Source organism: Arsenophonus sp. PmNCSU2021_1, from assembly GCF_036919435.1.
GTDB classification, from domain to species: domain Bacteria; phylum Pseudomonadota; class Gammaproteobacteria; order Enterobacterales; family Enterobacteriaceae; genus Arsenophonus; species Arsenophonus nilaparvatae.
Map to the genome: position 1 here is coordinate 197,894 of NZ_JAZHPL010000007.1, position 14,141 is coordinate 212,034.

At 37.2% G+C, this 14,141-nt stretch carries 16 protein-coding genes and 1 pseudogene; 8 read left to right on the top strand and 9 right to left on the bottom strand.

The genetic code is table 11. From position 1 onward, the window contains the following. Positions 1 to 72: 72 nt before the first annotated feature. The 4 genes from V3224_RS18470 (at position 73) to V3224_RS18485 (ending at position 3,974) form a co-directional block, all read left to right on the top strand. Positions 73 to 945 (top strand): IS982 family transposase, encoded by an 873-nt coding sequence (locus tag V3224_RS18470; protein ID WP_334467716.1) that lies wholly within the window; start codon positions 73 to 75, stop codon positions 943 to 945. A 300-nt stretch (positions 946 to 1,245) separates the two neighbouring features. Continuing rightward, positions 1,246 to 2,688: a pyruvate kinase gene (gene pyk, locus V3224_RS18475; RefSeq protein WP_334472190.1), complete on the top strand. Its 1,443-nt coding sequence runs from the start codon at positions 1,246 to 1,248 to the stop codon at positions 2,686 to 2,688. A 272-nt stretch (positions 2,689 to 2,960) separates the two neighbouring features. Further along, complete coding sequence (locus V3224_RS18480; RefSeq protein ID WP_334472191.1) at positions 2,961 to 3,182, top strand: hypothetical protein; 222 nt, start codon at positions 2,961 to 2,963, stop codon at positions 3,180 to 3,182. Positions 3,183 to 3,203: 21 nt separating this feature from the next. Next, positions 3,204 to 3,974, top strand: a complete 771-nt coding sequence (locus tag V3224_RS18485) for a two-partner secretion domain-containing protein (protein ID WP_334472287.1) — start codon at positions 3,204 to 3,206, stop codon at positions 3,972 to 3,974. A gap of 277 nt (positions 3,975 to 4,251) precedes the next feature. On the opposite strand, the gene lpxM is transcribed toward V3224_RS18485, so the two are convergent. The 3 genes from lpxM to znuA all read right to left on the bottom strand — a co-directional run bounded on the left by lpxM (position 4,252) and on the right by znuA (position 7,678). Beyond that, on the bottom strand, positions 4,252 to 5,223 hold the full coding sequence (gene lpxM / locus V3224_RS18490) for a lauroyl-Kdo(2)-lipid IV(A) myristoyltransferase (RefSeq protein ID WP_334472192.1): 972 nt from the start codon (positions 5,221 to 5,223) through the stop codon (positions 4,252 to 4,254). Positions 5,224 to 5,351: 128 nt separating this feature from the next. Continuing rightward, on the bottom strand, positions 5,352 to 6,698 hold the full coding sequence (gene mepM / locus V3224_RS18495) for a murein DD-endopeptidase MepM (protein ID WP_334472193.1): 1,347 nt from the start codon (positions 6,696 to 6,698) through the stop codon (positions 5,352 to 5,354). Positions 6,699 to 6,721: 23 nt separating this feature from the next. Beyond that, the gene (gene znuA, locus V3224_RS18500) at positions 6,722 to 7,678 is read right to left on the bottom strand and encodes a zinc ABC transporter substrate-binding protein ZnuA (RefSeq protein ID WP_334472194.1); all 957 of its coding nucleotides are present in this window, start codon (positions 7,676 to 7,678) and stop codon (positions 6,722 to 6,724) included. Positions 7,679 to 7,752: 74 nt separating this feature from the next. Between znuA and znuC the strand changes: the two genes are divergently transcribed. Both znuC and znuB read left to right on the top strand, forming a co-directional pair. Next, positions 7,753 to 8,517, top strand: coding sequence for a zinc ABC transporter ATP-binding protein ZnuC (gene znuC, locus V3224_RS18505; protein ID WP_334472195.1), 765 nt, complete (start codon positions 7,753 to 7,755; stop codon positions 8,515 to 8,517). After that, positions 8,510 to 9,295, top strand: a complete 786-nt coding sequence (znuB, locus tag V3224_RS18510; protein WP_334472196.1) for a zinc ABC transporter permease subunit ZnuB — start codon at positions 8,510 to 8,512, stop codon at positions 9,293 to 9,295. Before znuC ends, znuB begins: the two co-directional genes overlap by 8 nt. Positions 9,296 to 9,405: 110 nt before the next feature. Here the strand turns inward: znuB and V3224_RS18515 are convergent. From V3224_RS18515 to V3224_RS18525, 3 genes and pseudogenes are all read right to left on the bottom strand, one after another. Continuing rightward, a pseudogene (locus V3224_RS18515) lies at positions 9,406 to 9,831 on the bottom strand (Ail/Lom family outer membrane beta-barrel protein); the annotation flags it as partial. A 217-nt stretch (positions 9,832 to 10,048) separates the two neighbouring features. After that, complete coding sequence (locus V3224_RS18520; RefSeq protein ID WP_334472197.1) at positions 10,049 to 10,195, bottom strand: hypothetical protein; 147 nt, start codon at positions 10,193 to 10,195, stop codon at positions 10,049 to 10,051. 183 nt (positions 10,196 to 10,378) lie between these two features. After that, positions 10,379 to 10,867, bottom strand: a complete 489-nt coding sequence (locus tag V3224_RS18525; RefSeq protein WP_334472198.1) for a YadA C-terminal domain-containing protein — start codon at positions 10,865 to 10,867, stop codon at positions 10,379 to 10,381. Positions 10,868 to 11,032: 165 nt separating this feature from the next. On the opposite strand from V3224_RS18525, the gene V3224_RS18530 reads away from it, so the two are divergent. Continuing rightward, the gene (locus V3224_RS18530; RefSeq protein ID WP_334472199.1) at positions 11,033 to 11,905 is read left to right on the top strand and encodes an IS982 family transposase; all 873 of its coding nucleotides are present in this window, start codon (positions 11,033 to 11,035) and stop codon (positions 11,903 to 11,905) included. Positions 11,906 to 11,926: 21 nt separating this feature from the next. Here V3224_RS18530 and V3224_RS18535 read toward each other — a convergent pair whose 3' ends face one another. After that, positions 11,927 to 12,370 (bottom strand): hypothetical protein, encoded by a 444-nt coding sequence (locus V3224_RS18535; RefSeq protein ID WP_334472200.1) that lies wholly within the window; start codon positions 12,368 to 12,370, stop codon positions 11,927 to 11,929. Between the two features lie 349 nt (positions 12,371 to 12,719). Between V3224_RS18535 and V3224_RS18540 the strand changes: the two genes are divergently transcribed. After that, entirely contained in the window at positions 12,720 to 13,694 is a 975-nt protein-coding gene (locus V3224_RS18540; RefSeq protein ID WP_334472201.1) for an IS701 family transposase, read from the top strand. Here V3224_RS18540 and V3224_RS18545 read toward each other — a convergent pair. Together V3224_RS18545 and V3224_RS18550 are read right to left on the bottom strand one after the other, a co-directional pair. After that, positions 13,677 to 13,934, bottom strand: a complete 258-nt coding sequence (locus tag V3224_RS18545) for a hypothetical protein (RefSeq protein ID WP_334472202.1) — start codon at positions 13,932 to 13,934, stop codon at positions 13,677 to 13,679. The two genes, V3224_RS18540 and V3224_RS18545, sit on opposite strands and share 18 nt — an antisense overlap. A gap of 1 nt (position 13,935) precedes the next feature. Continuing rightward, a complete protein-coding gene (locus V3224_RS18550; RefSeq protein WP_334472203.1) occupies positions 13,936 to 14,100 on the bottom strand; it encodes a hypothetical protein in 165 nt (54 codons plus the stop codon). Positions 14,101 to 14,141: the final 41 nt, after the last annotated feature.

Genomic DNA, 14,141 nt, shown 5'->3' on the forward strand with positions numbered 1-14,141 from the left:
ATAGTTGAATGAGCCTGTTTTGTTAAAATACTCTAACAGTCTGGTTAAAGAGTAGAGCATTGTTAAACAATTATGGAAAATCTTACTGAACTTTATTGCCTGATGGATGATTTTTGCAAAGACTTCGAGCCAAAAATGCATGAATATTTGCTGACTAACGGTACTAAGCGTCGTAGACGGTCTACTCAGCTTTCGTTGGCGGAAATGATGACACTGGTTGTGTTGTTTCATCAACTCCGATTCAGGCAATTCAAGGTATTTTATCTCTATTATGTCCGCTTATATCTCCGGAAGGAATTTCCTAACTTGCCATCCTATTCACGCTGTGTAGAGTTACTTCCGCGTAGTGCCTTAGCGTTAACGGCACTGTTTGAGTCAATTAAGGGAAAATGCACGGGGCTATCGGTTGCCGATTCTACTCCGATAGCGGTGTGTGATAACTTACGGATCCGCAGACATAAAGTCTTCAATGGGATAGCTGAACGGGGAAAAAATTCAACAGGTTGGTTCTTTGGTTTCAAGCTTCATGTAATTATCAATCATTTGGGGGAAATACTCAGTTTTCGACTCACACCAGGAAACACCGATGATCGGAAACCATTGCCTGAGCTGACAAAGGATCTTTCTGGTTGTTTGTACGCAGATAAAGGGTATTTATCGGCTTCACTGAAACAGCAACTCAAAACGATGGGAATTAGCCTTATAACGAATATCAAGAAGAAAATGAAGCCTATTAAACAGACTTGTTTCGACAAAGCCATCTTGCGTCATCGTTCTGTCATTGAAACGGTATTTGATGAGTTAAAAAATCTTTGTCAAATAGAGCATACGCGACATCGCTCTCCGGCTAACTTTGTAGTGAATTTATTAGGCGGACTGGTTGCATATTGTTTAATGCCATCTAAACCAAAGATACCTGTTGCAGGTACGTATCTTCAAGTATAATTGATAATGCTTATCCCGAACTCAGGTTATTTTACGTCGAGGGCAAAATTTTAGAGATAACTTAAAGCGCGTAAAAGATATATTACATGATGTATATCCTGATAAACTCTAGTGCTATTTACCTTTAGCAAACAGATCAATATCAGCAAACTATAGATCCGTTCGTTTTACTGCAAAAAATATTCTCTCTAGCTAAGGCATTTAAATGATACAACAGCACACTTTACTAAAGGGATTAATTTCATTTCTATGTAATAACCTATCAACCAACACCAATTTTAATAAGTAACGGAGTCATAAATGTCGAGACGACTTAGAAGAACGAAAATTGTTACTACTCTCGGTCCCGCGACTGATCGTGATAATAACCTGGAAAAAGTGATTAAAGCCGGCGCAAACGTTGTTCGTCTAAACTTTTCTCATGGCTCAGCAGAAGATCACATACAACGCGCAACAAAAGTACGTGAACTTGCGAAATCATTAGCACAACATGTGGCTATTCTTGGTGATCTACAAGGACCTAAAATTCGCGTTTCAACATTTAAAGAAGGAAAAATTTTTCTTCATATCGGCGATAAATTTATCTTAGATGCCAATTTAGCCAAAGGTGAAGGTAATCAAGAAAAAGTCGGCATTGACTATCAAGGTTTACCCAATGATGTGGCATCAGGTGATATTCTGTTACTCGATGATGGACGCGTTCAATTAAAAGTACTTACGGTAAGAGATCAGCAAATTCTTACTGAAGTAACTGTTGGCGGACAACTATCAAACAACAAAGGGATCAATAAGCTTGGTGGTGGTCTATCCGCAGAAGCACTAACAGATAAAGACAAAGCCGATATCTTGCTCGCAGCTCAGATCGGTGTCGATTTTTTAGCAGTTTCTTTCCCCCGCTCAGCAGAAGATCTAAATTATGCCCGACGCCTGGCTCGTGAAGCGGGTTGTGATTGTCAAATTGTCGCTAAAGTAGAGCGAGCTGAAGCGGTTGCCAATGACAAAGTTATTGACGAAATTATTTTAGCCTCAGATGTGGTCATGGTTGCTCGAGGTGATCTAGGTGTTGAGATTGGCTACCCTGAGCTGGTCGGCGTACAAAAAAAACTAATACGCCGGGCACGCCAACTAAACCGTATTGCCATCACTGCCACCCAAATGATGGAATCGATGATCACTAATCCGATGCCTACCCGAGCTGAAGTAATGGACGTTGCTAATGCTGTGCTGGATGGCACTGACGCCGTTATGTTATCAGCCGAGACAGCAGCAGGCCAATATCCTGCTGAAACCGTTGAAGCCATGGCTCAGGTTTGCCTTGGAGCAGAAAAAATGGCTGGCATAAATATTGCCAAACATCAGCTCGATGTTATATTTGACAGCGTTGAAGAAGCGATTTCGATGTCAGCTATGTATGTCGCCAATCACTTAAAAAGAGTAAAAGCGATTATTGCTATGACAGAATCAGGCCGTACCGCTTGTATGATGTCTCGGATCAGTTCAGGTTTACCAATATTTTCTATCTCATATCATGAAAAGACATTAAATCAGTGTGCTCTATACCGTGGCGTAACCCCGATTTATTGTAATAAAGAGACTAATACGATTAATGCTGTTAAAAATGCCATTCAATGCCTGCTGGAAAAAAATTATATTGAGCTAGCTGATTTAGTCTTAGTCACCCAGGGCGATCAAATGGGTCAGATTGGTAGCACCAATACCTGCCGAATATTAAAAGTCGAATAATTTCACATCATAAATACATTTAACCCCGTTATATACACGGGGTTTTTAATTACCTAAAATATTACTATCATTTTTTACCTCTTTTTTTTATGACCCAGTCATTATTCTTTCTAATAAATGAATTAGAAAAAAATAATATAAATTAATTGAATATTAAATTAATTAAACTAATAAAATTTAGATTTTAATTGACAAAATATCTAACTTTTTTTACTTTTCTTCCCAGTAAAGAAAAAGAGATTCTTTAGCATTTATTTATTAAAGGGTTTGGTATGCATAAAAAAAATAATTTCAGCTACTGTTTATTAGCTCTTAGTTTATTATCAGCACCAACATTAGCAATTAATCAAGGAATAAAATATAACGGAATAATAATTGATTCTACAATAGAAAAAAACAAATTAAATAAGTTTACAATATCTGATCAAGGTGAAGTTAATATCGACATTAAAGCACCTGATAATAATGCTATATCATATAATCAATATCGGTGATTTAATACTAATAAAGGCGTAATAGTACAACTTAATAACGATGCAAATAAAAATATGCTTGCTCAAGGCGCACAATCAGCAAAATTAATTATTAATCAAATTAATTCTAGCGAAAAAACAAATTTACATGGTTTGCTAAATATAAAAGGAGCTCCAGCAAAAGTTATTATTGCCAATCCTAATGGTATTACCTGCGATGACTGCCAGTTTAGCAATACAACCGGAGTTGATTTGGTTGCTGGCAAAATGAATTATACCAATAACACAATAAACTACCAGACTGATAAAGGAAAAATAATTTTTACTGGTTTAGGAATATGGGGGAATGGAGGTTCGTCAATAAATGAAAAGAACAAATTTTTATCCAACCTAGCTGTATACGCAGGTAAAGTGCGCTTTAATAATGGCGCCAAAGTTAATGTCGCTAAGCAATATTATACTATTGGCAATGTTGAAACTGAAATCGATGCTTGTCATTATGGTAATAGAAAAATTTTAGAATTGGCAGAAGAGAAAACAACATTTTCACTTGCAAAAAATAGCCAAATTTACGCGAATCAACTAATAATTTTTACGAGTAAAGGCACATATTTAAATAATAAAGGTACAATTGCCGTTGCTGCTAATAAGTGTGATATAGGTAATATGTCGATTAAAGCAGAACGTATCTCTAATAAACATACAATTGCAGCTTATGCCGCTATTGAAGATGATGAATATACTATTCCATCTGCAATAAACATTACCACTAAACATTTAATTAACCACCAGGATGCAGGATGCAGGCATTAAAGCATCCGAAGGGATCGTCACACTTGAGACTTATAAAGGAAAAGGTTATTTTAACGAAAATATAAAACAATATTTTCATAAAGTTAATTAATTAGTTGCTTAGCCATAATTTAACTGACTAACAAAATATCTAATTGTTTTTATTAATAGGTCTTATTTCATCAAAAATATTATTTTTTTATTACATTCATTATGAAATAAAAAAAGTAAAAATATATTATAAATAATTTTATTGCTATCTTACGCCGCTTGATTAGCTATCAAGCGGTATTTTTTATCAATAAAGATCATCGCGGCAATAAGGTTCTATCTCGCCGGTTTTGCGCGTTTTTAATAATTTTAATATCCAGGTATATTGTGCCAGATAAGGTTTAACTAAATATTCCAACTCTTCGTTCATGCGCCTGGCAATATAGTGATTACTTTGCCCAGCAATATCAGCCATTGGCTCACGAATATAGATATGTAATTGGTGAGTTTTATAGTCATAAACCGGAAATAATGGCACAATATCCGCTTTACAAACCTTCATCAACCGCCCTACTGCCGGTAAGGTTGCTTTATAAGTTGCAAAAAAATCAACAAACTCACTATGTTCTTCACCATGATCTTGATCTGGTAAATAAAATCCCCAATAACCTTGCCTGACACTAGTAATAAAAGGTTTAATGCCCGCTTCACGAGAATGTAAACGACCACCAAAATGATGACGCGCTTTGTTCCATAAATAATCAGCCACAGGATCCTTTTGATGATGAAACATGGCTGCCATTTTTTGGCCTCGAGCCGCTAATAACATGGCTGGAATATCAACCGCCCAACCATGAGGTACCATAAAAATAATATTACGCTGTTGCTCTTTTAATTGTTCAATAATTTGTTCATTATGCCAATGAGTTCGTGTTAAAGTTTTATCTACGCCGCGTAAAACTAATTCGGCTAATATTGCAAAAGATTGCGGTGCTACAGCAAACATTTCATCAACATATTTCTCTCTTTGCTGCTCCGTCAATTCTGGAAAACAATAAAGCAAATTAAATTTTGCCCGCCTACGCGAGCCTTTTGCTAACTTACCAATTAACTTACCCATTTTTGCCAGTAACAGATCGCGTAACTTAATAGGCAAATAAGCTGTTCCAGCTAATAGCAATGCACCAACCCACATCCCCCAATATCTGGGATGTAGGTAAATACGGTGAAAGGTAGGAATATAACCAAGTTTACTATCTGTATCCTGTTCTTTATTCATTAGTACACTCAAATACAACGTATAAAAATCTAAGATACATTATAATATTAACCTTATGATTTACAGAAAATAATTATGGCAGTAAATAAAATGCTAGTTCACAACCTAATTAGCTAACAAAAATCATATTAATCGCTTGCCAGCTTCGATTTATTCTCTTTAACGGATGCCAGAAAGAGTTGACGATCTTTACCTGTTAATCCACCTGAGTGAGGTAAATTAGCTGTTAATGGGTTAACTGCGCGCTGATTAAACCATAACTCATAATGAAGATGAGGGCCGGTAGTACGTCCAGTATTACCTGATAATGCTATGCGTTCACCTCTTTTTACTTTCTGACCTGGTTTAACCAATAATTTACGTAGATGCATATAACGAGTGGTATACTGACGCCCATGACGAATAGCAATAAAATTACCGGCCGCTCCACTATATTTCGCCACAATAACTTCACCATCACCAACCGCTAATATTGGTGTCCCGACGGGCATAGAAAAATCAGCTCCCTGATGAGGAGCTGGACGCCCTGTTACCGGATTTATACGACGCAAACTAAAAGGAGAAGAGACTCTAAAGGTTTTGGCTGTAGGATAACGTAAGAAACCGCGCTCTAAGCCATTATTAGCTTCACTATCATAATAGCGACCATTTTCAGCTCGAAAGGCATAGTAATTCTTACCATTAGTTAATAAATGAACCCCCAACAAACGACTCTGTTCACTGTGACCATCAAGCATTTCACGACTTAACAAGACCGAAAATTTATCACCTGACTTTAGCTTACGCAAATCGATCTGCCATTGTAGAGCTTTAGACACTTCACGTGCTTCGTTATATGTTAAGCCTGAATTAACTGCACTAGAGGTAAAATTACCGTTTATTTTACCTTGGATAACCTTATCAGCCCAAACACCTTGACGAATTTGCTTCTCTTCATTAAAAGTACTAGAGGCACCTTGGCGAGTATAAACACGTGTTTCACGCTGTGAAATAATCCATGTCAGTGTCTGTAATTCTCCATCTTTATTCAATTCCCAGCTTAACGTTTGCCCTATTTGCAAATTCCTTAACGCTCGGTGTTGATTAGAAAGAGCGGCCACATCACCAGCATCTAAACCATACTGAGTTAAAATACTAGTCAGATTATCACCGTTTGAAACAACATGTTCATCAGGTGTATCAGCTCCCTTTTCATCAGTTACCCCTTCATCAGGTAACTGTTCGCTGCTATCGGTGATAATATCATCAGTATCCGAGTTATCTACTTGGCTGGTATTAGTTTCACTTTTATCTTTACTACCAAGAATAATACCTGGTTTTATTGGCGATGATTCTTGAGAAATATTTTCATCTTTATCATCGGGTTGAACAGGCCGCCAAATTGCGACAGCCAATGTTGCTATGGTTAATGTGCCTAGCATAATTTTATGCGGTTTAGGCAAATTGCCATATACCTGAACGATAGTCTTCGCCATCTGCTGCACGTATTAAATTCCTTCTAGTTCTTATCCAAGCAGCTTTTAAATTGATTAGATAACGCTGTTAAAAATTCCACATAGCTATCCTTACTTAATCCGATGCCGCTCCCTAATGGATCTAATGTCTCCATATATACATCGGTATCTTTTATAACAGCTTTAATCACCGCTGGCCTGAATTGTGGTTCAGCAAAAACACAAACTGCTTTTTTCTGAGCCAACATTGTTCTTATTTGATATAGTCTTTGGGCGCCAGGCTGAATGATAGGATTAATAGTAAAATAACCTAATGAGGCTAAATGATAGCGTTTTTCAAAGTAACCATAAGCATCATGAAAAACAAAATATCGCTTATCTCCAACCGACTGTAACATCTTAGCAATATTTTGATCAGTTTGCGTCAATTTCTCATCGAATTTACGAAGGTTTACGTCCAACTGTTTTTTATATTTAGGATATAAAGCGACTAATCGGTGGTGGATAATGTTAGCAGCAATACGTGCAATGTCTGGTGACAACCAGATGTGCATATTATACTCACCATGTGAATGATGCTCATGATGATGACCATGAGAATTTTTATTATTTACCGCTGTGCTATCTTCGCTGCTTTTCAGTAAGCGTGCTTTTATAGCTGGATCTTCAGCTAATGTGATCCGTTTTTCAGTGGGTAATTGTGCTAATGGTTTCTCTAAAAAAGTTTCTAAATTTGAGCCAACCCAAATGAAAAGATCAGCAGTTTTGATTTTTTCCAGATCGGAAGGTTTTAAAGCATAATCATGGGGTGAAGCACCATCAGGTAATAATATTTGTACCTCAGTAACACCATTAGTAATGGCTGCGGCAATAAAACCTAACGGACGAATTGACGTAACTACATCAGCTTGAGTAGTAGATATGAAACTGAGTAATAGTCCAGCAAGAATGTATTTTTTTCCCATAATTTTTTGAACAATTTTTTTTGTTTTGTGTAACATAGAATAGTTTCCATAGACTAATTTTAATAATGTTATATTATAACATTTTAACCATCCTGCAAGAATTATTTACCATGCAAACGCTATTAAGCTTAAAAAATATTGCTGTTAGTTTTGGTTCACGCCAAATTGTCGAAAACATCTCCTTTGATCTATATGCTGGAGAAATATTAACACTATTGGGGCCAAATGGTGCTGGTAAATCTACGCTAGCTAAAATACTCCTCGGCCTAATTACCCCTAGTGAAGGAGAAATAATTTACCAAGCCAAATTGCGCATCGGTTATGTGCCACAGAAATTATCGCTGGATATGACAATGCCTTTGACCGTTAAACGTTTTATGACATTAAAACCTGGGGTAAAAACTACTAATATTATTCCTGCTTTAATACGTGTCGGCGCCGATCATCTTATCGAGCAACAAATGCAAAAACTATCAGGCGGGGAAACTCAACGTGTTCTACTTGCTCGTGCTTTACTGAATCAACCACAATTACTTGTTTTAGATGAACCTACACAAGGCGTAGACATCAATGGTCAAGTCGCTTTATATAATCTAATCGATAATATTCGTACCGAATCAAATTGTGCTGTTTTTATGATTTCACATGATCTCCACCTTGTGATGGCAAAAACTGATAAAGTACTCTGTATTAATAAACAAATATGCTGCTCTGGCCGGCCAGAGGATGTGGCTTTAGATCCCGAATTTATTGCTATGTTCGGCCATCGTGGGATAGAACAGATCGGTATCTATCTCCACCATCATCATAATCATCAATGCGATTTAAATAATGAGATTGATGATAAACCTACAGGGAACTGTCATCATGATTGAACTATTACTACCTGGGTGGTTATCTGGTATGCTGTTAGCCATTGCCGCAGGACCACTAGGCTCTTTCGTTGTCTGGCGGCGTATGTCATATTTTGGTGATACTCTCGCTCATGCTTCATTACTTGGTATCGCTTTTGGTTTATTACTCAATGTTAATCTGTTTTATGCCGTTATTGCTATCACCCTTCTTCTTGCCATTTTATTAGCCTGGCTAGAAAAGCGCCCACATCTGGCCATCGATACCCTATTAGGCATAATGGCGCATAGTGCCCTATCACTTGGATTAGTCGTCGTCAGTTTAATGGACAATGTTCGTATGGATTTGATGGCTTATTTATTTGGTGATCTATTATCGGTAACTAACGAGGATGTTTTTTCAATCGCGATAGGTGTTGCTATTGTTTGTTCAATAATTGTCTGGCAATGGCGTAATTTACTGTCAATAACAGTTAATCAGGATTTAGCTTTTGTTGATGGCGTAAAAATACAGCAGCTTAAGGTATTATTAATGTTGGTTACTACCCTTACCATAGGTATTGCCATGAAATTTGTTGGGGCTTTAATTATTACATCATTATTAATTATTCCTGCCGCTACTGGTAGACGATTTGCCAAAACACCTGAGCAAATGGCAGTAGTTGCTATTATTATCGGTATGTTTGCGGTGACGGCTGGACTTGCTCTGTCTGCCTATTACGATACACCAGCAGGGCCCTCGGTTGTGATCTGTGCCAGTGCTTTATTTGTATTAAGTTTATTTATTAAAATAAAAAACTAATCTATTCATACGATAAAATAAATTATTTTTAAAATTAGCTAAACACCCTATTCCCTCACTACAAATCCATCAATTATGACTTGTAGTGAGTTTTTATTTTGCTAATCAAATTAGAACCGGTAACCGACACCAAGCATCCATGTGCCGACTTTTATATTTTTTAAATTAGTATGTTCGAAAGATAATTTGGTATGTTCATATGTAACATCAATAGCTAAATTCTCCACCGGATTAATTTGTAAACCCGCACCATAAACTAATTCAATTTCAGTGTCTTTAAAAGCATTTGCGAATGGTGATTTTGCCTCAACTCTACCACGTGCCGCTCCAATTAAGCCATAGAGACTAATATTGCGATTAAAACGATAGCTAGGACCAAAACTTAATGAAGAATAAATTATATCTACATTAGCAACTTTAATATCATAAATTTTCAAATAATCTTCTTGATTAGTATAAGTCAACGAACCAATAAAACCCCAGTGATTATCAATTTCATAACGATATTTAATATTAATACCCTTTGGTTTATCCTGAAATTCTTCATCTTTAACTAGTCCCTTCTATCGCTTCTGAGTGTGAGCGTATCTGGCATGTAACGGAAGAGCTTCAAGATAAAATAGCCGATGCAGAGAAATTAGCAATTAAACAGATTATCCGCAAACGCGAAAATGCAGATAGAGTTATTGCTGAGATAGAAACTTTGTTATCTCAGACTACACAGGATACCAGTTAATGCTAAATGGTGCCCTTTCAAACTGGCATAAAGCGGAATTGACCCATTTCCTCCAACGCTGCTAATAGGATGCCCCTTGAATGGGGTAATTGAGAAAAGATAAAAGTCCTCAGCGTTTTTCTGGGGACTGTAGTAAAAACCTGAATATAACACGAGTTTCGCACCAATAAATAAACGCTCTATCTTTAAGTTTAATCCAGCATAATATATAAATAGACAGAATCTTATAAATCAAAAGCAACTTATTGTAATTTAATAAAATTTATGTGTTTTAGTAACTTGAAGATTAATCATCGATTTTAAGCCATTTCTAGTATTTTATACGCCTGTGCGAAACTCGTGTATAATTAAAACTCGAAATTAAATGACGCGTTATACATCACATGATTACCGCCAGAATAAGCAACCCCCGCTTTAACGGCGGCATTTTCAGTGATACGGTAACCTGTACCAACAGCCAGGGCCTGAGAAGCTCCATACCCCCCAATACTTGCCGTGAAATTCACTTTACCGACCCCATAAGGCTGGAAAAGTCCGGTCAGCGCCGCAGAGGTCGCGAGTCCTCGTTCAATTTTCGTGTTAGTTTTCGATAACTTATCCTCAAGATGATTTATCCGTGAGCTGTTTTTTTGCGCCAGTTGGCTTGCATAATTGGCAGTGGTTCTGACCGTGTTTAATTGAGAAACATTCACTGCATCACTGTTTCTTGCACCACTAGCCACACCGCTTATCACTCTGTCACCCTGCTTGCCAGAGACAAAAATTTGACTGCCTTCTAACTCCTTGCCAATATACATTGTCCCATCGGAACTCTGAGTAATTTCCCCGTCTACCAATGATGCCTCTCTTTTTAGTCGTTTAACGATTAAATTAGCTCTAGATTAACCTGAGTTCGGGATAAGAAATAAAGAGAAAGTCTTGATATTCAAATAGTTGAATGAGCCTGTTTTGTTAAAATACTCTAACAGTCTGGTTAAAGAGTAGAGCATTGTTAAACAATTATGGAAAATCTTACTGAACTTTATTGCCTGATGGATGATTTTTGCAAAGACTTCGAGCCAAAAATGCATGAATATTTGCTGACTAACGGTACTAAGCGTCGTAGACGGTCTACTCAGCTTTCGTTGGCGGAAATGATGACACTGATTGTGTTGTTTCATCAACTCCGATTCAGGCAATTCAAGGTATTTTATCTCTATTATGTCCGCTTATATCTCCGGAAGGAATTTCCTAACTTGCCATCCTATTCACGCTGTGTAGAGTTACTTCCGCGTAGTGCCTTAGCGTTAACGGCACTGTTTGAGTCAATTAAGGGAAAATGCACGGGGCTATCGGTTGCCGATTCTACTCCGATAGCGGTGTGTGATAACTTACGGATCCGCAGACATAAAGTCTTCAATGGGATAGCTGAACGGGGAAAAAATTCAACAGGTTGGTTCTTTGGTTTCAAGCTTCATGTAATTATCAATCATTTGGGGGAAATACTCAGTTTTCGACTCACACCAGGAAACACCGATGATCGGAAACCATTGCCTGAGCTGACAAAGGATCTTTCTGGTTGTTTGTACGCAGATAAAGGGTATTTATCGGCTTCACTGAAACAGCAACTCAAAACGATGGGAATTAGCCTTATAACGAATATCAAGAAGAAAATGAAGCCTATTAAACAGACTTGTTTCGACAAAGCCATCTTGCGTCATCGTTCTGTCATTGAAACGGTATTTGATGAGTTAAAAAATCTTTGTCAAATAGAGCATACGCGACATCGCTCTCCGGCTAACTTTGTAGTGAATTTATTAGGCGGACTGGTTGCATATTGTTTAATGCCATCTAAACCAAAGATACCTGTTGCAGGTACGTATCTTCAAGTATAATTGATAATGCTTATCCCGAACTCAGGTTAGATTAGCCTTATCACGATATCCTGTAGTTTCTGTTAGCGCTACATTGGCATTATCACGGTGCGTCTGAGTTTCGGTTAATGCTGTTTTAGCCATTTCAGATGCACTATTGGCGTTATCACGGTGTTTCTCAGTTTCCTTTAGCGCTAGATTAGCATTATCACGGTGTTGGGCTGTTGCCTCAGATGCAACCTTAGCGTTATCTCGATGCGTCTGAGTTTCTGTTAGCGCTGCATTAGCATTATCACGGTGTTGAGTTGTTACATCCAATGCATCCTTAGCACCATTTTCGAATTGTTCTACCTTATTTTTGGTCGTTTTGATTTTGTCTACTTCGCCGATTCTCTCATCAACGTCCCGTTTTACTTTATTTAATTGATAAAGATTAACCGCATCAGTGTCTTCAGTACCTGGTACAACATGAGTAATTTGACTCAATCACGAGTTTCGCACAGGCCTATAAAATTCTAGAAATGGCTTAAAAGTAATGATTAATCTGCAAGTTACTGAAATGCAAAAATTTACTTAATTTACAATAAGTTATATTTAATTTATAAGGTTTTATCTATTTACATATTATGCTGAATTAAACTTAAAAATAGAGCGTTTTTTTATTGGTGCGAAACTCGTGTCAATATTACATTCGTGCCAGCAGTGCTACTCTTATTATCTTGAACAACAGAACCCATAGAGAACTCCCTAATTAATGCATCTTTATCACGAGTTTCGCAATCTCCAAAAAAGAAGTATAAATTTAAAAACAAGAAAAAATCAGGGTGTTCATATTTTGTCGGGTTATCCATGTATTAAAGATATCTATAAAACATTCTTACAAGTAAGCAGTTTAAGATACTCTGGTTTAGCGTTATCAGAAGTAAGCCCATCGCCTTTATCTCATGACACTGTTAGCCGATGGCTAAAAAGTAGATGTTTTAGACCTAAAGACCTATGGCGATTAGTTGAACCTTCTATAGACAAAAAAAGCCCTTGCGTACTAATTGCCGATGATACATTGATTGCCAAAACACGTAGTAAAAAAATAGAGATGGTCCATTATCAATATTCAGGTAATGAACATGATGTTATTGCTGGCATAGGTTTAGTTAATTTGCTTTGGCATGATCTGACGAAGGTTGAATCAATTCCTATCAATTATCGGATTTATGATAAAGATTCTGATGGAAAAACAAAAAACACGCACTTTTCCGAAATGCTCACTCTTGCTAAAAAAAGAGGGATCATGCCAGAAGCCGTAGTGATGGATGCTTGGTATTCTAGCCTGGATAACCTGAAATCAATTCGCTCTCATGGTTGGATCTGGGTAACCACGCTGAGGAAAAATAGGATTGTTAACCATAACAAACAACTGAACAAGTTAGACATCTCAGAAGAAGGAACGTCAATACACTTGCGAGGATATGGTTGGGTAACCGTTTTCAAATTTACAGCCAAAAACGGCCGTATTGATTACATAGTAACAAACAAAGAGAATCCCACCCGTCAATACCTCAAATCTATCATGGATGCCCGTTGGTCTGTTGAAGTTTATCATCGAGAAGTTAAACAAAACTGTGGTATTGAACGCTGTCAGGCTCGCACGAGCCGAGCGCAAAGAAATCATATTTTTCTCGCTATTTCTGCGTGGTTTGAACAACATAAACGTCGTATATCTGAAAAAATAACCCTTTATCAACAAAATTGGGACGTAATCAAAAATGCTATTACTGAGCAAATCCGTGTTTTATTAGCGTACCCAAATTAGTTTTGTGCGAAACTCGTGTAATTTTTTTATTGCGGTTCTTTGTTCGTTGTGTGTTAATCCGGTTTCTTCTTCAAACTCATCACGGGTTTTATATATACCTAATTCAGAAGTTGCTTTGTCTTGCCAGTAAAAAATCTGGGAAAAAATAATCGCTGAAGTTAATCCGCCAAGTGGCTTAGCTAAGTTTGGATAATACGCATGAGGTTTACCTATTAACCTCAATGTTTCGGCACGCTTCATTTTAATTCCCCCATGATTGATTTTTACGATGATTAAGCTTTGATTTGGCATCTTCAAATGCGGCTTTTAGCTTCTTGGCGGCTAACTCCGTGAAAGAGCGATTGACTCTCTCTCGAATAATGTTTTTATGAATATTTGACTGGTAAAATCGGCGATTTTTTGGCATAATGACCTCGCTGAAATTGAAAGAAAAAAGGGAAATTCGAC